The organism is Pseudomonas sp. SJZ131, assembly GCF_007828705.1.
Lineage (GTDB): Bacteria > Pseudomonadota > Gammaproteobacteria > Pseudomonadales > Pseudomonadaceae > Aquipseudomonas > Aquipseudomonas prosekii.
The window spans coordinates 506443-526827 of record NZ_VIVC01000004.1; the positions used below are offsets into that span (position 1 = coordinate 506443).

16 protein-coding genes are annotated in these 20385 nt (G+C 60.9%); 13 read left to right on the plus strand and 3 right to left on the minus strand.

Translation table 11 applies throughout. The annotated features are described in order from the left end of the window. Positions 1–84: 84 nt before the first annotated feature. Entirely contained in the window at positions 85–696 is a 612-nt protein-coding gene (locus tag FBY12_RS20170) for a trimeric intracellular cation channel family protein (protein ID WP_092274147.1), read from the plus strand. A gap of 739 nt (positions 697–1435) precedes the next feature. Here the strand turns inward: FBY12_RS20170 and queG are convergent. After that, complete coding sequence (gene queG / locus FBY12_RS20175; protein WP_121732882.1) at positions 1436–2500, minus strand: tRNA epoxyqueuosine(34) reductase QueG; 1065 nt, start codon at positions 2498–2500, stop codon at positions 1436–1438. 63 nt (positions 2501–2563) lie between these two features. On the opposite strand from queG, the gene FBY12_RS20180 reads away from it, so the two are divergent. The 12 genes from FBY12_RS20180 (at position 2564) to FBY12_RS20235 (ending at position 17563) form a co-directional block, all read left to right on the plus strand. Then, positions 2564–4063: an NAD(P)H-hydrate dehydratase gene (locus FBY12_RS20180; protein ID WP_145255291.1), complete on the plus strand. Its 1500-nt coding sequence runs from the start codon at positions 2564–2566 to the stop codon at positions 4061–4063. Beyond that, positions 4051–4521, plus strand: a complete 471-nt coding sequence (tsaE, locus tag FBY12_RS20185) for a tRNA (adenosine(37)-N6)-threonylcarbamoyltransferase complex ATPase subunit type 1 TsaE (RefSeq protein ID WP_121732884.1) — start codon at positions 4051–4053, stop codon at positions 4519–4521. Before FBY12_RS20180 ends, tsaE begins: the two co-directional genes overlap by 13 nt. Then, positions 4522–5949 (plus strand): N-acetylmuramoyl-L-alanine amidase, encoded by a 1428-nt coding sequence (locus FBY12_RS20190; RefSeq protein WP_145255294.1) that lies wholly within the window; start codon positions 4522–4524, stop codon positions 5947–5949. 8 nt (positions 5950–5957) lie between these two features. Beyond that, entirely contained in the window at positions 5958–7856 is a 1899-nt protein-coding gene (mutL, locus tag FBY12_RS20195; protein WP_178111785.1) for a DNA mismatch repair endonuclease MutL, read from the plus strand. Continuing rightward, on the plus strand, positions 7856–8827 hold the full coding sequence (miaA, locus tag FBY12_RS20200) for a tRNA (adenosine(37)-N6)-dimethylallyltransferase MiaA (protein WP_092274128.1): 972 nt from the start codon (positions 7856–7858) through the stop codon (positions 8825–8827). Before mutL ends, miaA begins: the two co-directional genes overlap by 1 nt. A 92-nt stretch (positions 8828–8919) precedes the next feature. Further along, positions 8920–9180, plus strand: coding sequence for an RNA chaperone Hfq (gene hfq / locus FBY12_RS20205; protein ID WP_007902656.1), 261 nt, complete (start codon positions 8920–8922; stop codon positions 9178–9180). A 12-nt stretch (positions 9181–9192) separates the two neighbouring features. Next, the gene (gene hflX / locus FBY12_RS20210) at positions 9193–10494 is read left to right on the plus strand and encodes a ribosome rescue GTPase HflX (RefSeq protein ID WP_145255300.1); all 1302 of its coding nucleotides are present in this window, start codon (positions 9193–9195) and stop codon (positions 10492–10494) included. A gap of 96 nt (positions 10495–10590) precedes the next feature. After that, a complete protein-coding gene (gene hflK / locus FBY12_RS20215) occupies positions 10591–11763 on the plus strand; it encodes an FtsH protease activity modulator HflK (protein WP_145255303.1) in 1173 nt (390 codons plus the stop codon). Continuing rightward, positions 11763–12632 (plus strand): protease modulator HflC, encoded by an 870-nt coding sequence (hflC, locus tag FBY12_RS20220; RefSeq protein ID WP_092274119.1) that lies wholly within the window; start codon positions 11763–11765, stop codon positions 12630–12632. Before hflK ends, hflC begins: the two co-directional genes overlap by 1 nt. A gap of 315 nt (positions 12633–12947) precedes the next feature. Further along, positions 12948–14135, plus strand: a complete 1188-nt coding sequence (locus tag FBY12_RS20225; RefSeq protein ID WP_092274115.1) for an ATP phosphoribosyltransferase regulatory subunit — start codon at positions 12948–12950, stop codon at positions 14133–14135. Between the two features lie 54 nt (positions 14136–14189). Further along, positions 14190–15479 carry an adenylosuccinate synthase gene (locus FBY12_RS20230; RefSeq protein WP_109503663.1) on the plus strand — a complete coding sequence of 430 codons (1290 nt, stop codon included), beginning with the start codon at positions 14190–14192 and terminating at the stop codon, positions 15477–15479. A gap of 149 nt (positions 15480–15628) precedes the next feature. Further along, positions 15629–17563 carry a methyl-accepting chemotaxis protein gene (locus FBY12_RS20235; RefSeq protein WP_145255306.1) on the plus strand — a complete coding sequence of 645 codons (1935 nt, stop codon included), beginning with the start codon at positions 15629–15631 and terminating at the stop codon, positions 17561–17563. A gap of 96 nt (positions 17564–17659) precedes the next feature. On the opposite strand, the gene FBY12_RS20240 is transcribed toward FBY12_RS20235, so the two are convergent. Both FBY12_RS20240 and FBY12_RS20245 read right to left on the minus strand, forming a co-directional pair. Then, positions 17660–19225: an iron ABC transporter permease gene (locus FBY12_RS20240; protein WP_121732886.1), complete on the minus strand. Its 1566-nt coding sequence runs from the start codon at positions 19223–19225 to the stop codon at positions 17660–17662. Next, on the minus strand, positions 19225–20235 hold the full coding sequence (locus FBY12_RS20245; RefSeq protein ID WP_092274101.1) for an iron ABC transporter substrate-binding protein: 1011 nt from the start codon (positions 20233–20235) through the stop codon (positions 19225–19227). Before FBY12_RS20245 ends, FBY12_RS20240 begins: the two co-directional genes overlap by 1 nt. Positions 20236–20385 lie beyond the last annotated feature (150 nt).

Sequence of the window (20385 nt, forward strand, 5' to 3'; positions counted from 1 at the left end):
GATGCTTGGGCAGATATCCCTCGCCCTCTTCTGGTGCGCCCCCGAAATGGCTAGACTGCGCGCCTTCCTGCAAGGACCGCCGCCATGTTGCTGATGCTCTATCTGATCGCCATCACCGCCGAAGCCATGACCGGCGCGCTGTCTGCCGGCCGTCGCGGCATGGACTGGTTTGGCGTGGTGCTGATTGCATGCGTCACCGCGCTCGGCGGCGGTTCGGTGCGCGACGTGCTGCTCGGCCATTACCCGCTGACATGGGTCAAACACCCGGAATACCTGATCCTGACCTCTGTCGCAGCGATGTTCACGGTGTTTGCCGCGCGTTGGATGCGCCACCTGCGCTCGCTGTTTCTGGTGCTCGACGCCGTCGGCCTGGTGGCGTTCACCCTGATCGGCTGCATGACCGCGCTGGAAATGGGCCACGGCATGTTGGTGGCCTCGGTCAGCGGCGTGATCACCGGAGTATTCGGCGGCATTCTGCGCGACATCTTCTGCAACGACATCCCGCTGATCTTCCGCCGCGAGCTCTACGCCAGCGTTTCCTTCGCAGCGGCGTGGTGCTACATGCTGTGCATTTACCTGCAAATGCCCGGCGAGCAGGCGATTCTGGTCACCTTGTTCGGCGGGTTCCTGCTGCGCCTGCTGGCAATCCGCTTTCACTGGGAAATGCCCAAATTCGTCTACAACGACGAAGCCTGACGCCAACTCCGCCCCTGTAGCAGCTGCCGAAGGCTGCGTCCGGCTGCGAAGCAGTCGTCAAAACTCAATATCGCGCGAGTCCTGCGGCCTCGAACGCAGCCTTCGGCAGCTGCTACATGAGGCCGTGTTGTTTGAGCTCGCTCGACATGTTCGAGAACCAGCGGCGCTTTGAGCTCAGGCGTACTTGATGGCGCACCACTAAGCCTGACGCCAACTCCGACCCTGTAGCAGCTGCCGAAGGCTGCGTCCGGCTGCGAAGCAGTCGTCAATATTGAAATATCGCGCGAGTCCTGCGGCCTCGAACGCAGCCTGCGGCAGCTGCTACATGAGGCCGTGTTGTTTGAGCTCACTCGACATGTTCGAGAACCAGCGGCGCTTTGAGCTCAGGTGGACTTGATGGCGCACCACGAAGCCTGACACCAACTCCGTCCCTGTAGCAGCTGCCGAAGGCTGCGTCCGGCTGCGAAGCAGTCGTCATTATTCAAATATCGCGCGAGTCCTGCGGCCTCGAACGCAGCCTTCGGCAGCTGCTACATGAGGCCGTGTTGTTTGAGCTCGCTCGACATGTTCGAGAACCAGCGGCGTTTTGAGCTCAGGCGTACTTGATGGCGCACCACGAAGCCTGACACCAACTCCGTCCCTGTAGCAGCTGCCGAAGGCTGCGTCCGGCTGCGAAGCAGTCGTCAATATTGAAATATCGCGCGAGTCCTGCGGCCTCGAACGCAGCCTTCGGCAGCTGCTACATGAGGCCGTGTTGTTTGAGCGCCCATTCGACGTGTTCGCGGACCAGTTCTGACGGATATTCGCGCCGCGCCTTCAACGCCTCCAGCACCGGAATGCTTGATGGCGCGTTGCCCAGACCCACCGCCAAATTGCGCAACCAGCGCTCATAACCGGCGCGACGCAGCGGCGAACCCTCGGTGCTGCTGAGAAAGCGCTCCTCGTCCCACATAAACAATTCGGCCAATTCGGCGTTGTCGAGATTGTGCCGTGGCTTGAAGTCGCTTTCGCCGGTCGGGCGGGCGAAGCGGTTCCACGGGCAGACGATCTGGCAATCATCGCAGCCGAATACCCGATTACCGATCAGGGGCCGCAATTCTTCCGGGATCGCGCTTTTCAGTTCGATGGTCAGGTACGAAATGCAGCGTCGGGCGTCGAGCACGTAAGGGCCGACGAAGGCGTTGGTCGGGCAGATATCCAGGCACGCGGTGCAGCGGCCGCAGTGCTCGGTGGCGTGCGGCGGGTCCTCGGGCAACGGCAAGTCGACAAACAGCTCGCTGAGGAAGAAATAACTGCCGGCCTTGCGGTTCAACACCAAGGTGTTTTTGCCGATCCAGCCCAGTCCGGCCTTCTCGGCGATGGCTTTTTCCAGCACCGGCGCGCTGTCGACGAACGCGCGATAACCGAACGGGCCGATGACCGCTTGAATTTTTTCTGCGAGTTGTTGCACGCGTTTACGGATCAATTTGTGGTAATCGCGGCCCAAGGCATAACGCGATACGTAAGCTTTCTCCGGTTGGGCGAGCAATTGCGCCATTTGCGTGTCGCCGGGCAGGTAGTCCATGCGCAGCGAAACTACCCGCAACGTGCCGGGCACCAGTTCTTCGGGGTGCGAGCGTTTGCTGCCATGGGCGCCCATGTACTCCATTTCGCCGTGGTAGCCGGCTTCGAGCCAGCGCTGCAGATGCTGTTCATGCTCGGCGAGGTCCAGGCCGCTGATGCCGACTTGCTGAAAGCCCAGCTCGCGGCCCCAGTCCTTGATGGATTGGGCGAGGGCGGGCAGGTCTGTGGTAATAGCGGGCATGAGACGAGAGAAACCGGAGCTGAGGTGCGTATAATTCTGCCAGACATCGGAGCCCGAAGACGCATGCCGCAGACTAAAGATGATTTACCCGACGCGCTGTACAGCGCCGCGCAAGTGCGAGAGCTCGATGCGAGCCTGATCGCGGCTGGCACGCCGGGCTTCGAATTGATGCAGCGCGCAGCCCGGGCAACATGGCGGGCGCTGGTTCGCCAGTGGCCGACGGCCAGCGAACTGACGGTGCTGGCCGGTCACGGCAACAATGCTGGCGACGGTTATCTGGTCGCCGTGCTCGCGCAGCGCGCCGGTTGGCAAGTGCGCGTGCTGGCGGTCGGCGAACCACAGCGTTTGCAGGGCGATGCGGCTCGCGCATATGCCGAAGCGTTGGCGGAAAAAGTCCCAATCGAAAACGGCTCTGCACAATCCGAATTGCGCGGCATCGTCCTCGACGCCTTGCTCGGCACCGGTTTGACCGGTGAGGTGCGAGAGCCCTACGCCAGCGTGATCGCGGCGATCAATGCCAATGAGCTGCCGGTTGTTGCCGTGGATATCCCCTCAGGCTTGTGCGCCGATACCGGTCGCGTGCTCGGCGTCGCGGTTCGGGCTGATCTGACCGTGACCTTCATCGGTTTGAAAGTCGGCCTGTTTACCGGTGACGCGGCGGATGTCGTCGGTGAACTGGTGTTCAACGATCTGCACGCCGATCCGCAGTTGCTCGCAAACGCCGCCAGCACCGCGCGGCGTCTCAATCCCGGCAACCTTCCGCGTCCGGCGCACCGTGCGCCAACCTCGCACAAAGGCAAGTTTGGCCACGTGCTGCTGATCGGCGGAGATCGTAGTTTTGGCGGCGCGATTTTGCTGAGCGCGCAGAGTGCACTGCGCAGTGGCGCCGGCATGGTTTCGGTGGCGACGCGCAGCGAACATGTGCCGGCGGCGCTGGCGAGAATCCCTGAAGCAATGGTGCTCGGCACCTCGTCGGCCAATCAGTTGATGCAATTGTTGGAAAAGGTTTCCGTGCTGGTGGTTGGCCCGGGCCTCGGGCAGGCTGCGTGGGGTCGCAGCCTGTTATCGGCGGCGGCCAATGCGCCGCTGCCGCAAGTCTGGGACGCCGATGCGCTGAATATGCTCGCCGAGCAGCAGGTAACGCTGCCGAAGGATTGCGTGATCACCCCGCATCCCGGTGAAGCCGCGCGTTTGCTCGGGATCAGCACCGCCGAGGTGCAGGCCGATCGGGCCGCCGCCGCTCATGCGTTGAGCAAAAAATACACAGCTGTGGTGATTCTGAAAGGCGCTGGCAGCTTGATCGCCAGCCCCGATGGACGTTTGTCGTTGTGCCATCAGGGTCACCCAGCGATGGCCACTGCCGGTTTGGGCGACGTGCTCGCCGGACTGGTCGGCGCGTTGCTGGCGCAGGGCATGCAGGCATTCGACGCCGCGTGCCTGGCGGTCTGGCTGCACGCCAACGCAGGTTTGCAACAAGGTAAATTCGGCCGTGGGCTGGCGGCCAGTGATCTGATCCCAGCCATTCGTCAGTTGTTGGAGGAGCAAGCACCGTGTCTGAAGTAACCCTGTACCTGGCTGATGAAGAAGCAATGAGCGCATTCGGTGCGCGTATCGCACGAACCACTCAAGGACACGGTCTGATCTTTCTCGAAGGCGATCTGGGCGCGGGCAAAACTACCCTGTCGCGCGGCATCATTCGTGGTTTGGGGCATGTCGGCGCGGTAAAAAGTCCGACGTTCACTTTGGTCGAGCCCTACGAGATCGGCGACATTCGCGCCTTCCATTTCGACCTGTATCGACTGGTCGATCCGGAAGAACTGGAGTACTTGGGCATCCGCGACTACTTCGATGACGACGCCATGTGTTTGATCGAATGGCCCCAGAAGGGTGCAGGCTTTTTGCCAAAGCCCGACCTGACCATTACCATTACCCCGCAAGACAGCGGGCGTTCGCTGAAAATTTTGTCCCAGGGCTCGCGCGGCGAGTCGTGGTGTGCCGCTTTGGCATTGGAATCCAATTAAATGATGGGGTCAGGTATGCGCTTTCGCGCGATGGTAGCTGCCGTAGGATTGTTGTTTTTGGCGGTAACCGTCGACGCTGTGGCCGAATCGAAGGTCAACAGCGTTCGCCTGTGGCGTGCTCCGGATAACACACGATTGGTATTCGACCTCACGGGGCCGGTGCAACACAGTGTGTTTACCCTGACGTCGCCGGATCGGCTGGTTATCGACATCAATGGCGCGTCTCTCGGGCCGCCGCTCAAGGTCAACAGCGCCAACACGCCAATTACTGCCATGCGCTCGGCGCAACGCACGCCGACCGATTTGCGCGTGGTCATCGACCTGAAAAAAGCCGTGACGCCGAAGAGCTTCACCCTGGCGCCGAACGCGCAGTACGGCAATCGTCTGGTGGTCGATCTGTTCGACAACCCGGCCGATGCCGCGCCGATTCCGGCGCCGACCAACGTCGCGACGGTGGCCCCGGTGCCGGTCACGCCGATTGATCCGCCGGTCAAACTGCCTCCAGCGCCGGCCGGCAAACGCGACATTATTGTGGTGATCGATGCCGGCCACGGCGGCGAAGACCCGGGCGCTTCTGGCTCGCGCGGTCAACGTGAAAAAGACGTGGTACTGGCCATCGCCCGTGAATTGCAGCGTCAGGTCAACGGTATGAAAGGCTTCCGCGCCGAACTGACCCGTACCGGCGACTACTTCATTCCATTGCGCGGCCGTACCGAAATTGCGCGCAAGAAAGGCGCCGACCTGTTCGTCTCGATCCACGCCGACGCCGCGCCTTCCGCCGCTGCGTTTGGTGCTTCGGTGTTCGCCCTGTCGGATCGCGGCGCGACCTCCGAAACCGCGCGTTGGCTGGCCGACAGTGAAAACCGTTCCGACTTGATCGGTGGTGCCGGCAACGTCAGCCTCGACGACAAGGACCGCATGCTCGCGGGCGTGTTGCTCGACTTGTCGATGACCGCCTCGCTGACCTCCAGCCTCAACGTCGGCCAGAAAGTTTTGACCAACATCGGGCGCGTCACGCCACTGCACAAACAGCGTGTGGAGCAGGCCGGGTTCATGGTGTTGAAGTCGCCGGATATCCCGTCGATCCTGGTCGAAACCGGGTTTATCTCGAACGCCAACGAGGCCTCGAAACTCGCCGCCGCGAACCACCAGCAAGCGCTGGCGAGGTCGATCAGCAGCGGCGTGCGCCAGTTCTTCCAGCAGAATCCACCACCGGGCACTTACATTGCATGGCTGCGTGATTCCGGCAAAATCGCCCAAGGCCCGCGCGACCATCGCGTCAGCCCCGGCGAGACGTTGGCGATGATTGCCGTGCGTTATCAGGTGTCCCCGGCCACCCTGCGCAGCGCCAACAATTTGCGCAGCGATGAGCTGAAAATCGGTCAGACCCTGACCATTCCCGGCACCGAACTGGCGGCCAAAGAATGAATCAGGCGCTGACCAACGCTGCTCGGATCGAGCTGCTCAGCCCACGCCTGGCGAACCAGATTGCCGCTGGCGAAGTGGTTGAGCGCCCGGCGTCGGTGATCAAGGAGTTGCTGGAAAACAGCCTCGACTCCGGCGCCAAGCGTATCGATGTCGACGTCGAGTTGGGCGGCACCAAGCTGCTGCGGGTGCGCGACGATGGCAGCGGCATTTCCGCTGACGACCTGCCGCTGGCCTTGGCGCGACACGCCACCAGTAAGATTCGCAACCTCGAAGACCTTGAGCAGGTGATGAGCCTCGGGTTTCGCGGTGAGGCCCTGGCCTCGATCAGTTCCGTGGCGCGCCTGACCCTGACGTCGCGCACCAAGGACGCCGATCAAGCCTGGCAAGTCGAAACCGAAGGCCGGGACATGGCGCCGCGCGTACAACCGGCGGCTCACCCGGTGGGCACCTCGGTGGAAGTGCGCGACCTGTTCTTCAACACCCCAGCGCGGCGCAAGTTTCTCAAGACTGAAAAAACCGAATTCGATCACCTGCAAGAAGTGATCAAGCGCTTGGCGTTGGCGCGTTTCGACGTGGCGTTTCACTTGCGCCACAACGGCAAGACCATCCTCAGCCTGCACGAAGCGCATGACGACGCGGCCCGCGCTCGGCGTGTGGCGGCGATCTGCGGTTCGGGGTTCCTGGAGCAGGCGCTGCCGATCGAAATCGAGCGCAATGGCCTGCATTTGTGGGGTTGGGTCGGTCTGCCGACGTTCAACCGCAGCCAGGCTGACTTGCAGTATTTCTTCGTGAATGGCCGTGCGGTGCGCGACAAACTTGTGGCTCACGCGGTGCGCCAGGCGTATCGCGACGTGCTGTTCAACGGACGGCATCCGACCTTCGTGCTGTTTTTCGAAGTCGACCCGGCGGGCGTCGACGTCAACGTGCACCCGACCAAACACGAAGTACGCTTCCGTGACGGGCGCATGGTCCACGACTTCCTTTACGGCACTTTGCACCGGGCACTCGGCGACGTACGGCCGGAAGATCATCTGGCCGCGCCGGTCGCCACCGCGATCGTCCGCCCAAGCGGAATTGACGCTGGCGAGTTTGGTCCGCAGGGCGAAATGCGTCTGGCGGCCAGCGCGCTGCTGGAGCAGTCGCAAGGCCAGCCGACCTTTAATACGGCAGCGGGCTCGGGCGCGGGTGCCGGTTATCAGTATCAATATTCGCCAAAACCACAGTCCGGCGTGCCGGCGGCTGAGGCGCAGGCTGCGTATCGCGAATTTTTCGCGCCGTTGCCCGAGGCCAATGCGGTCGCGTTGCCGGCCGGACAGGACGATGTTCCGCCATTGGGTTACGCGTTGGCGCAGCTCAAAGGCATCTACATTCTTTCGGAAAACGCCCAAGGGCTGGTGCTGGTGGACATGCACGCCGCGCACGAGCGGATCATGTATGAACGCCTGAAAATCGCCATGGCCAGCGAAGGCTTGAGTGGGCAACCGCTGCTGGTCCCGGAATCCCTGGCTGTGAGCCAGCGCGAAGCCGATTGCGCCGAAGAGAACGCTACGTGGTTCCAGCGCCTCGGTTTCGAATTGCAGCGCCTCGGCCCGGAAACTCTGGCGATCCGGCAGATCCCGGCATTGCTCAAGCAGGCTGAGGCCAATCGGCTGGTCAGCGACGTGCTCGCCGACCTGATGGAATACGGCACCAGCGACCGCATTCAGGCGCACCTCAACGAATTGCTTGGCACCATGGCCTGCCACGGCGCAATCCGCGCCAATCGGCGTCTGGCGCTGCCGGAAATGAACGGCCTGCTGCGCGACATGGAAAACACCGAGCGCAGCGGTCAATGCAACCATGGTCGACCGACCTGGACCCAATTGGGCCTGGACGATCTGGACAAACTGTTCCTGCGCGGTCGTTGATGAGCCAGCTCCCTCCAGCGATTTTTCTCATGGGCCCGACCGCTGCGGGCAAGACCGATCTGGCCATCGAACTGACCAAAGTTCTGCCGTGCGAGTTGATCAGCGTCGATTCGGCGCTGGTTTATCGCGGCATGGACATCGGCACGGCGAAGCCTTCTAAAGAGCTGTTGGCGCAACATCCGCATCGCCTGATCGATATTCTCGACCCCGCCGAGAGCTATTCGGCGGCAGATTTTCGCCGTGATGCGCTGGAGGCGATGGCCGAGATCACTTCGCGCGGCAAAATTCCGCTGCTTGTAGGCGGCACGATGCTCTACTACAAGGCTTTGGTCGAAGGCCTTGCGGAAATGCCGGCAGCTGATCCCGATGTTCGCGCGCAGATCGAAGAAGAGGCTGCGCGCCTTGGCTGGCAGGCCTTGCACGAACAATTGGCGGTGATTGATCCGGTGTCGGCGGCGCGGATTCACCCGAACGATCCGCAACGGCTGAGTCGAGCGCTGGAAGTATATCGCGTGAGCGGTCAGAGCATGACTGAACTGCGCTTGCGACAATCTGCGCAAAGTACTGAAGCAGCGGCTTCGGGACTGCAACAATTACCCTATACTGTCGCGAACTTGGCCATCGCCCCGGCAAATCGTCAGGTACTGCACGAGCGTATTAAACAAAGATTCACAATTATGTTGGAACAGGGATTCATCGACGAGGTCGTAGCCCTGCGTATGAGAAGTGACTTGCATTCAGGGTTGCCGTCCATACGTGCTGTAGGGTACCGACAAGTCTGGGACTACCTGGATGGCAAGCTGACGCAAGCCGAGATGCAGGAGCGTGGAATCATTGCCACGCGCCAATTGGCAAAGCGCCAGTTCACCTGGCTGCGCAGTTGGGCTGATCTGCATTGGTTGGACAGCCTGGATTGCGACAATCTGCCGCGCGCCTTGAAATACCTTGGGACCATCTCCATATTGAGCTGAGTCCTTGCAATTGCCGTCTATCCTTGGGGGTGTGACGGCACAAGCCATCTGTTTACCTATTTTTATATTGAATCCTTAAAGGAGTGCGGCACATGTCAAAAGGGCATTCGCTACAAGACCCTTACTTGAATACTTTACGTAAAGAGAAAGTTGGGGTGTCCATCTACCTGGTCAACGGGATCAAACTGCAAGGCACGATCGAGTCTTTCGACCAGTTCGTCATCCTGCTGAAAAACACCGTGAGCCAGATGGTTTACAAACACGCTATCTCGACAGTCGTGCCGGTTCGTCCAATTCGTCTGCCTAGCGCAACCGAATCCGAAGCAGGTGACGCTGAGCCAGGTAACGCCTGATAGGAGTCTCCTTTGTTCTTTGAGCGCCACGGTGGTGGTGAACGAGTAATCCTCGTTCACTTGGATGGACAGGACCCTGAGGCGCGCGAAGATCCGCAGGAGTTTCAGGAGCTGGCTAATTCGGCAGGCGCCGAGACCGTCGCGTTTGTTAACGTGCCGCGTCATCGGCCAACCGCCAAATACCTGATCGGCAGCGGCAAGGTCGACGAATTGCGCGATCTGGTCCACGCCGAAGAAGCCGATCTGGTCATCTTCAATCACGTCCTCACGCCCAGTCAGGAACGTAACCTCGAACGTGTTTTCGAGTGTCGCGTGATCGACCGTACCGGGCTGATTCTCGATATTTTCGCCCAACGCGCCCGTACTCACGAAGGCAAGCTCCAGGTCGAACTGGCCCAGCTTGACCACATGAGCACCCGGCTGGTTCGCGGCTGGACTCACCTTGAGCGTCAGGGTGGCGGTATCGGTATGCGCGGCCCGGGTGAAACCCAGCTCGAAACCGACCGCCGTTTGCTGCGGGTGCGCCTGCGCCAGATCAAAGGCCGGTTGGAGAAAGTGCGCAGTCAGCGCGAGCAGTCGCGGCGCGGCCGTTCACGTGCGGACATTCCTACCGTGTCCCTGGTGGGCTACACCAACGCCGGCAAATCCACGCTGTTCAATAACGTGACGAAATCCGACGTGTACGCGGCGGACCAGTTGTTTGCCACGCTGGACCCGACCTTGCGCCGTCTGGAACTCGACGACCTGGGGCCTATTGTCCTCGCCGACACCGTGGGTTTCATCCGCCACTTGCCGCACAAACTGGTCGAGGCATTCCGGTCTACGCTCGAAGAGTCGAGCAACTCGGACTTGCTGTTGCATGTGATCGATGCGGCCGAGCCGGATCGCATGTTGCAGATCGAGCAGGTGATGGTGGTGCTGGGCGAGATCGGTGCCCAGGACTTGCCGATCCTCGAGGTCTATAACAAACTCGATTTGCTCGAAGGCGTCGAACCACAAATCCAGCGCGACGAAAGCGGCAAGCCCCAACGGGTCTGGCTGTCGGCGCGTGATGGCAGTGGTCTGGAATTGCTTGAACAAGCCATCGCCGAGCTGTTGGGCACTGATTTGTTCATTGGCACCTTGCGCTTGCCGCAACGTTTTGCTCGACTGCGTGCGCAGTTTTTCGAACTCGGTGCGGTGCAAAAAGAAGAACACGACGAAGAAGGCATCAGCCTGCTGGCCGTTCGCTTGCCACGGATCGAGTTGAATCGACTGGTGAGCCGCGAAGGTTTGCAACCGATGGAATTCCTCGAGCAACACACTTTGCAATAAAAGCCTGAAAAAGCGGTTGTGCCGCGGTGACAGGCATTCTGTAGCATTGGTCGGCGCGCCGTGGGTGCGTCTTTGCTTTATCAGATGGAGAGCGCTATGGCTTGGAATGAGCCGGGTGGCAACTCGAATAATCAGGATCCTTGGGGTGGCAAGCGCCGCAATAACGGCGACCGCAAGGGGCCACCGGATCTCGACGAGGCCTTCCGAAAGCTGCAGGAAAGCCTGAACGGGTTGTTCGGTGGTGGTAAAAAACGCGGCGACGACGGCGGCGGTTCGGGCAGGAGTGGCGGCTTCGGCGGTCTTCTCGGCATCGGCCTCGCCGTGCTCGCGGCAGTCTGGCTGTACAGCGCGGTGTATGTAGTCGACGAGCAGGAGCAAGCCGTGGTGCTGCGCTTCGGCAAGTACTACGAAACGGTTGGCCCGGGCCTGAACATCTACTTCCCGCCGATCGACAAGAAGTTCATGGAAAACGTGACGCGTGAGCGTGCGTATACCAAGCAGGGCCAGATGCTCACTGAAGACGAGAACATCGTCGAAGTGCCGCTGACCGTGCAGTACAAAATCAGCAACCTGCAGGATTTCGTGCTGAACGTCGATCAGCCGGAAATCAGCCTGCAGCACGCGACTGACAGCGCCTTGCGCCATGTGGTGGGTTCCACCGCCATGGACCAGGTCCTGACCGAAGGTCGTGAATTGATGGCCAGCGAAATCAAGGAACGTCTGCAACGTTTCCTCGACACTTATCGCACCGGCATCACCGTCACTCAGGTCAACGTACAGAGCGCAGCGGCACCGCGTGAAGTCCAGGAAGCCTTCGATGACGTGATCCGCGCACGAGAAGACGAGCAGCGTTCGCGCAACCAGGCTGAAACCTACGCCAACGGCGTCGTGCCGGAAGCCCGTGGTCAGGCCCAGCGCATTCTTGAAGACGCCAACGGTTACCGTGACGAAACGGTATCGCGCGCCAAGGGTGAGGCTGATCGCTTTACCAAACTGGTCGCCGAGTACCGCAAGGCACCTGAAGTCACCCGCGAGCGTCTGTATCTGGACACCATGCAGGAAGTCTTCACCAACACCAGCAAGGTTCTCGTGACCGGCAACAAGAATGGCCAGAGCAATCTGCTGTACTTGCCGCTGGACAAGATGATCGACAGTGGCCGCAGCACCAGCGCACCGGTAACGGGCGCGGCCGCCGGCAGCAATGAAGCGAATGCGCGTGCAGCCGCTGATCTGCAACAACAGCAAGCGCGTACCAGGGAGAGTCGCTGATGAGCAATAAATCGCTGATCGCCCTTATTGTCTGCGTCGTCGTGGCGATCGCAGCCTGGAACTGCTTCTACATCGTGGGTCAGACCGAGCGTGCGGTAATGCTGCAATTCGGTCGTGTGGTCCAGACCGATGTGCAGCCGGGCCTGCATGTGAAAGTGCCTTACGTTAACCAGGTGCGCAAGTTCGACGCTCGCCTGATGACGCTGGATGCACCGACACAACGCTTCCTGACGCTGGAAAAGAAAGCCGTGATGGTTGATGCCTACGCCAAGTGGCGCGTGAAAGATGCCGAGCGCTTCTACACCGCAACTTCGGGCCTCAAGCAGATTGCCGACGAGCGTTTGTCCCGTCGTCTGGAATCGGGCCTGCGTGACCAGTTCGGTAAACGCACCCTGCACGAAGTGGTTTCCGGTGAACGTGACGCGTTGATGGCGGACATCACCGCATCGCTGAACAAGATGGCCGAGAAAGAACTGGGCATCGAAGTTGTCGATGTTCGGGTCAAGGCTATCGACCTGCCTAAAGAAGTGAATCGCAGCGTGTTCGAACGTATGAGCACCGAGCGTGAGCGTGAAGCTCGCGAGCACCGCGCCAAAGGTAACGAGCTGGCTGAAGGCATCCGTGCCGACGCCGATCGTCAACGCCGCGTGTTGCTGGCCGAAGCCTATCGTGAATCCGAAGAGGTTCGCGGTGATGGTGACGCCCAGGCTGCTTCGATCTACTCCAAGGCTTACGGTCAGGATCAGGAGTTCTACGCGTTCTACCGTAGCCTGCGCGCCTACCGTGAAAGCTTCGCGAACAAAACCGACGTCATGGTCCTCGACCCAAGCAGCGACTTCTTCCGTTACCTGGAAAAAGCCAAACCTTGATACCGCGTTGACCTGAATCATCCCCGCCTGGCGGCTAAAAACTGCGGCGGGGTGATCCTTTGGGAAAACGTGTGTATGATGCGGCAGCCGGGAAATTCCCGGCTTTTTTGCGTCTGCATGTTTGATTGCTGTTGTTCAGGCAGGCGCCCGAGTTGAATGACTCGACAGGTTTTTCGAGGAAAGTGGTTGGCGAAGCCGATTTCAGGCTTTTCGCCACGTCGTTCTTGCGCGTGGTTTGTGCATGAGCCGACCATTTTCTGCTTCACTCTAGGCTCGCCCGACGGCTGGCCGCCCGGATCATAGGGGAATGGCGTAATGGCAACGGTAGACCGCTGGCTGCTGCCAGATGGCATCGAAGAAGTACTGCCACCAGAAGCGGCGCGCATCGAAGTAGCGCGCCGTCAGGTGTTGGATCTGTTCCAGAGCTGGGGTTACGAGTTTGTCGTGACTCCCCATATCGAGTACCTGGAATCCCTGTTGACCGGCGCGGGCCAGGACCTGGATCTGCGTACCTTCAAGGTTATCGACCCGCAATCGGGTCGGCAGATGGGTTTCCGTGCCGACATTACGCCGCAAGTGGCGCGCATCGATGCGCACACCCTGCGTCGTGAAGGTCCGAGCCGTCTGTGCTACGCCGGCAGCGTACTGCACGCACAACCGCGCGCCTTGTCGTCGTCGCGCAGCCCGATCCAGTTGGGCGCCGAGTTGTACGGCGATGCCAGCCCGAGCAGCGACGTTGAAGTCATCAGCCTGATGCTGGCCATGTTGCAACTGGCCGATGTGCCGGACGTGCACATGGACCTCGGGCATGTCGGCATCTACCGCGGCCTGGCGCGCGCGGCCGGTTTGTCCGGTGAAGTCGAACAGCAGCTGTTTGATGCGTTGCAACGCAAGGCTATCGACGAGGTCATTACCTTGACCGAAGGCCTGCCTGCCGAACTGTCGGGCATGCTGCGCGCATTGGTTGATCTGTGCGGCGGTCGTGAAGTATTGAGCGCGGCCCGCGAGCGTCTGGCGCATGCGCCGGCGCCAGTATTGGCAGCGCTGGAAGACTTGCTGGCGATTGCCGATCGTCTGTCCACGCGTTTCCCGCAATTGCCGCTTTACTTCGACCTGGGTGAATTGCGCGGCTACCACTACCACACCGGTGTGGTGTTCGCGGTATTCGTGCCGGGCGTTGGCCAGTCCATCGCCCAGGGCGGTCGTTACGACGACATCGGCGCCGACTTCGGTCGCGCTCGTCCGGCAACTGGCTTCTCCACCGATTTGAAAACCCTGGTGACCCTGGGGCGTGCTGAGATCGAGTTACCGTCCGGCGGTATCTGGATGCCTGACAGTACGGATGCGGCACTCTGGCAGCAGGTTTGCCAGTTGCGCAGTGAGGGTCAGCGTGTTGTTCAGGCATTGCCTGGGCAACCATTGGCCGCCGCCCGTGATGCGGACTGCGACCGGCAATTGATTCAGCAGAACGGGCTTTGGCAAGTATTGCCGCTGGCTTCTTGAGTTTTCCTGCCGGCGGCTGCCGGCACCAAGTTTGCGCGAATGAGGACAAGTGTTATGGGTAAGAATGTCGTAGTCCTGGGCACCCAATGGGGTGATGAGGGCAAAGGCAAGATCGTTGATCTGCTGACCGAACATGCTGCCGCCGTAGTGCGCTACCAAGGTGGCCACAACGCGGGTCACACCCTGGTGATCGACGGCGAAAAAACCGTCTTGCACCTGATCCCGTCGGGCGTGCTGCGCGAAGGCGTGCAGTGCCTGATCGGCAACGGCGTGGTGGTTGCACCTGACGCCTTGCTGCGCGAGATCACCAAGCTGGAAGAGAAAGGCGTACCGGTGCGCGAGCGCCTGCGTATCAGCCCGTCCTGCCCGCTGATCCTGTCCTTCCACGTGGCGCTGGACCAGGCCCGCGAAAAGGCCCGTGGCGAGCTGAAGATCGGTACCACCGGTCGCGGCATCGGCCCGGCGTACGAAGACAAAGTTGCACGTCGTGGCCTGCGCGTGGGCGACCTGCTGAACATGCCGCGTTTCGAAGACAAACTGCGTGAACTGGTGGATTACCACAACTTCATGCTGGTCGGTTACTACAAAGAGCCGGCCATCGAGTTCGAAAAAACCCTCGCCGAGTGCAAGGAATACGCCGAACTGCTCAAGCCGCTGATGCTCGACGTGACCGCCGAGCTGCACGACCTGCGCCGCGCCGGCAAAGACATCATGTTCGAAGGCGCCCAGGGTTCGTTGCTCGACATCGACCACGGTACCTACCCGTACGTGACCAGCTCCAATACCACCGCTGGCGGCGTTGCGACTGGTTCGGGCGTTGGCCCGATGTTCCTCGACTACATCCTCGGCATCACCAAGGCTTACACCACTCGCGTCGGTTCGGGCCCGTTCCCGACTGAGCTGTTTGACGACGTCGGCGCGCACCTGGCCAAACAAGGTCACGAGTTCGGCGCTACCACCGGCCGCGCTCGTCGTTGCGGTTGGTTCGACGCCGTTATCCTGCGTCGCGCTATCGATGTGAACAGCATCTCGGGCATCTGCCTGACCAAGCTGGACGTACTCGACGGCCTGCAAACCATCAACATCTGTGTCGGCTACAAAGACGCGCAGGGCAATGCCGTTGCGCCGACTGACGCTGACAGCTATGTCGGCCTGCAGCCGGTGTACGAAGAAGTGCCGGGCTGGACTGAATCGACCGTGGGCGCAAAAACCCTGGAAGAGCTGCCAGCTAACGCTCGTGCCTACATCAAACGCGTTGAAGAGTTGATCGGCGCGCCGATCGACATTATTTCGACGGGTCCGGACCGCAACGAAACCATCGTTTTGCGTCACCCGTTCGCTTAATAAATCGTTGATGTAAAAAGCAAAGGCCCCTCATTTGGGGCCTTTGTCGTATCTGTCTGTCAGACGGCACGACCTTTGCTGTGATGTTGAATAAAAGCATCGCTTCCAGTGCGCCATCAATTTAATGGCGCCAAGCAGAGGGATTTTAAGTGTCAGCCATTCTCTCACTGTTACAAAGCCGTCTATTGCGGCCAGTGTTCGTTACTCTTGGTATCGCTCTTTTGGTGCAAGTGCTGGTTGCCGTCGCCCTGACTCGGAGCACGGTGACTGCATTGGAAGCCGATCTGGGTGTGCGCCTCGGCGCCGACAGTCAAAAGCTCTCCGGTGAACTGGAGCAGGCCGGACGTGAAGTCACGTCGAGCCTCGACAGCCTGTCGACCAACACCCGTCAGCGCCTCACGGCGGGTTTGTCGACGCGCCTGAAGGACGAGCAGTCGCAGCTGCGGGCGACGCTGGAAAAAGACCTCAAGGACTCGGCCAATGACATGGCGCAACTGCTGGCCTCGGTCGCACCGCGTGCGATGTGGGACAGCGACGTGCCGACCCTCTCCGAATTCGCCCGTCGCGCCCAGCGCAATCCCAACGTGCTGTTCGTGGTTTACGACGACGCCACCGGCCAACACCTGACGCGCTATTTGAACCGGGAAAACCCGATCAACAAGGCGTTGCTCGAGAAAGGTCAGGGCGAGCGCGCGTTGGATAAAGTGCTGGATGCGGCGAAGAACGATCCCTCGGTTTACTACCTCGAAGCCTCGATCAACCCGAACGGCGTGGAAATCGGCAAGGTCCTGATGGGTGTTTCGACGGCGTCGGTGGAAGCCGATCTGGCGGATCTGGACAAGCGCTTCCTGGCATTGATCGCCAGCAGCGATCAACTGGTCGGCGACAGTCTCAAAGGTGCGGCCGCCGAGAGCGCCACGGCGATGGGCGCGCGTTTGCAGTCGGCGCAAGCCACCGCCGCCGAGATGAAAACCAACACCACCAGCACCGTGCAGGAAGCGGCCAGCACGTTGCGCTGGCGCATCGGCCTGGGCTTGGCGCTCGTCGGTTTCGGCGTGTTGCTGTTGCTCGCGGTGGTGCTGGGCCGTCGCGTGGTCAATCGCCTGAAAATGCTGATTGCGGCCATGGACGATCTGGCGGCGGGCGAGGGCGACCTGACCAAACGCGTACAGATCAACAGCAAGGATGAAATCGGCGACATGGCCTCGGCGGTCAATCGCTTCGTCGACAAATTGCAGCCGATCGTGCGTGAAGCGGGCGATGTGGCCCAGCGCACCGGCGTCGAAATCGGCGCGATGACTTTGCGCAATGCTGGCGCCGATGCGGCGGCGGGCATGCAGCGCGACGAAGTGGCTGAAAGCCTGCGCGCACTGTCGCAAATGGCCGATGAAGCGCAATCGGAAAGCCATGCGATGCAGGCAGCCTTGCAGCAAGTGGTGGATATTCGTCAGGCCACCGACGAAAACACCCGGACATCGGCGAAGGTCGGCAGCCTGATCGAAGCGCTGGCTGGGCAGGTCGATACCGGGGCGAAAGTCATCGAGCGGCTGGCGCTGCAAAGTGAGCAGATTGAAGTGGTGTTGACGGTGATCCACGGGATCGCCGAGCAAACCAACCTGCTGGCGCTGAACGCCGCCATCGAAGCGGCGCGCGCGGGTGAAACCGGTCGCGGTTTTGCGGTGGTGGCGGACGAAGTGCGTGCGCTGGCGAGCAAGACGCAGAGCTCGACGGGCGACATTCAGGCGCACATCGTCGCGTTGCAGCAAGGCGCGCGTGAGGCGGTGGCGGCGATTGGTCAGGCCGGGCGTCAGGCCAGCGAAGGTTTGCTGGTATTGCGTGACAGTGCGCGGCTGCAGCAGTCGGTGCAGGTGTCGGTCGAGCAAGTGCACGCGGCAATCGGCCTCGCGACTCAGGCCGCGGCGCATCAGGCGCAAGGCGCGCAAGCGGTGCGTGGTCGCGTTGAAACCATTCATGCGCAGGCTGAGAAAGCCGCTCAAGCAGTGGTGGAAACCACGGCCAGCGGCAAGGTGCTGGATGGCTTGGCGGCGCAGTTGAAGGCGAGTCTGGGGCAGTTCAGGGCTTAGGATTTGTATTGATTGGGTTGACGCCTTCGCGGGCAAGCCTCGCTCCTACAAGGAATCAGTTATCCCTGTAGGAGCAAGGCTTGCCCGCGAAGCTTTTCAGCGGCTCAAATACATCCGCGTCGTCAGCAGATAAACCGGCAACCCCGACACCAGAATCAACAACGCCGCATAAGGCGCCGCCGCCGCGAACTCGACGTTCGCGGTGTGCGCCCAGACTTCCGTCGCCAACGTATTCAACCCGGTCGGGCTCAACAGCAGCGTCGCCGTCAGTTCCTTCATCGCATCCAGAAACACCAGCGCAAACGCCGCGCCGAGTGCCGGAAAAATGATCGGCAACGTCACCCGGCAAAACGCGCTGAACGACGATGCGCCCAGCGTGCGCGCGGCTTCTTCGAGTTGTGGTGCAGCCTTGTTCAGCGCGGTGCGGATCGGCGCCTGCGCCAGCGGCAGAAACAGCAGCGCATAAGCGATCAGCAACAGCATCGAAGTCTGGTACAGCACCGGCACGTAATGCAGGGCGAAATACACCAGCGTCAACGCAATCACCAATCCTGGCAGCGCGTGCAGCAGATACGGCAAGCGTTCAGCCCAGATCGCCAGTTGGCCTTTGTAACGCACCACTAGCAAACCTACCGGCACCGCCAGCACCAGGCACAGCGCTGCGCCGCCCAGCGATAAGGCGAGTGACGACAGCAACGCTTCGCTGATCGCTGCGACCGGGAAGGCTGCCGAGGACCCGACGGCCAACCAGTACGCCAACATCCCCAGCGGAATGCCGCTGCCAATGATCGCCAACGCCAGGCAATAAACCTGTCCGGCGGCGGCCCACGGCCCCAGTCGAACCTGTTCCGCTCGCCGCGCCGCCCCTTGGCCGGTGCGCACGTGGCGGCCCTTGCCGCGAACGCGCAATTCCAGCCACAACAGCAACAGACACAACGCCAGCAACACCGCCGAGAGCATCGCCGCGTTGGCGTTGCTGAATTCCAGTTCGAATTGTTGGTAAATCGCCGTGGTGAACGTTTGCAGGCCGATAATCGACAGCGCGCCGAACTCGACCAGCATGTGCAACGCAATCAGCAGCGAACCGGCCAGCAGTGACGGCCACAGCAGCGGCAGGGTAACGCGGAAAAACACGCCCCAGCGGTTCTGCCCGAGCGTGCGCGCGGACTCTTCCAGCGATGGGTCGAGATTGCGCAAAGTCGCCGCTACCGGCAGAAAGATCAGCGGGTATTTGGACAGGGTCATCACCAGAATCGCGCCGCCCAGACCCTCGAAATTCGCGCTGAGCGAAACCCAGGTAAAACTGCTGACAAACGCCGGCACCGCGAACGGCAGGCACAGGATCACGCCCCACAAACGCCGTCCCTTCAGATTGCTGCGCTCCAGCAGCCAGGCCAGCGACAGGCCAATCACGCCGCAAGCGACGGTGACGCCAACCATCAGCGACAACGTGTTGCGCAGCAGGCCGAACACATATGGCCGCCACAACAGGTGCAACGCCTCGGCCCAACCCGCTTGCCAGGTTTTCAGCCCGACATACGCCAGCGGCAACAGGCTGAGGATTACCAGCAGCAATACCGGCAGCAGCAACCAGATCGACGGCCGTTTGCGCCGTGGCACATAACCCCCGCGCGCGGCGGGGGCGGTTAACGATGCGCTCATCAGTTCAAGCCAACGTCACGTTCCAGGTCCAGGGCTTCTTCGGCATTGCCGAGGTCGGCCGGGGTGACTTTTGGTGCTTCGAGTTCGCTGAACGGCTTGAGCCCGCGATCCGATTCCATGCCTTTGTGCAGCGGATATTCGGCGGTGGTCTGGGTGATCACGCGCTGACCTTCTTCGCTGGCCATGTAGGCGAGAAATTGCTGAGCTTCTTTTGGATGTTTGCTGGATTTCAGCACGGCTGCACTGGAAACCGTGATCAACCCGCCGACGTCGCCGCCGGTGAAGTAATGCAGTTTCGAATCGAGCTGGCCTTTTTCACGCTGCAGGGCGAACCAGTAATAGTTGTTGACCAGCACCGTGGCGACTTCGCCATTTTCCACGGCTTTCAGGGCAACCATGTTGTTGCTGTAGGTTTTGCCGAAAGCGCGCAGGCCGGTCAGCCATTCTTCGGCGGCATCGCGGCCGTGGACCTTGATGATCGCGACCGCTTGTTCCTGGAAGGCGCCGCTGGTAGGCACGAAGCCGACCTTGCCTTGCCATTGCGGATCGGAGAATTCCATCACCGATTTCGGCAGGTCTTTTTCATCGATCAGTTTCGGGTTGTAGGCGACTACGCGCACGCGGGCAGTGATGCCGATCCAGGTGCCGTTGCTCGCAACGTAGTCTTTGGGCAGCACGGCGAGCGTGGCGGCGTCGGTGGTGGCGAGCAAACCTTGTTCGCCGAGCTTGTTCAGCGGCGGCGACTCTTCGGTGTAGATCACGTCGGCGGGGGAGCGGTCACCTTCCTCGACAACCTGGCTGGCGAGCTGGTTGCTGCTGCCCTTGCGCACGTTGACGTGAATGCCGGTCTTGGCTTCGAAGGCTTTGGCGACAGCGTCACCGACTTCCTTGTGCTGGCCGTTATAAAGAGTCAGGGAAACCGGATCGGCGGCCTGGGTGAGGGGAGTGGCGAGTGCCAGGCCAAGCAGCGTAAAGGTCAGGCCGCGGCGCAGGGTATTTCGAAACATCATTCGCAGGGTTCCTCACTGTCGCATTGCAAAAACTTGAAACAATGATAAACGATATTGTTTCTCAAGTGCGCTTCCCCGGCCTCACATCATTACGTGGGAGCAAAGCTTGCTCGCGATGGCCATTTCGAGGACGCCTTCGCGAGCAAGCTT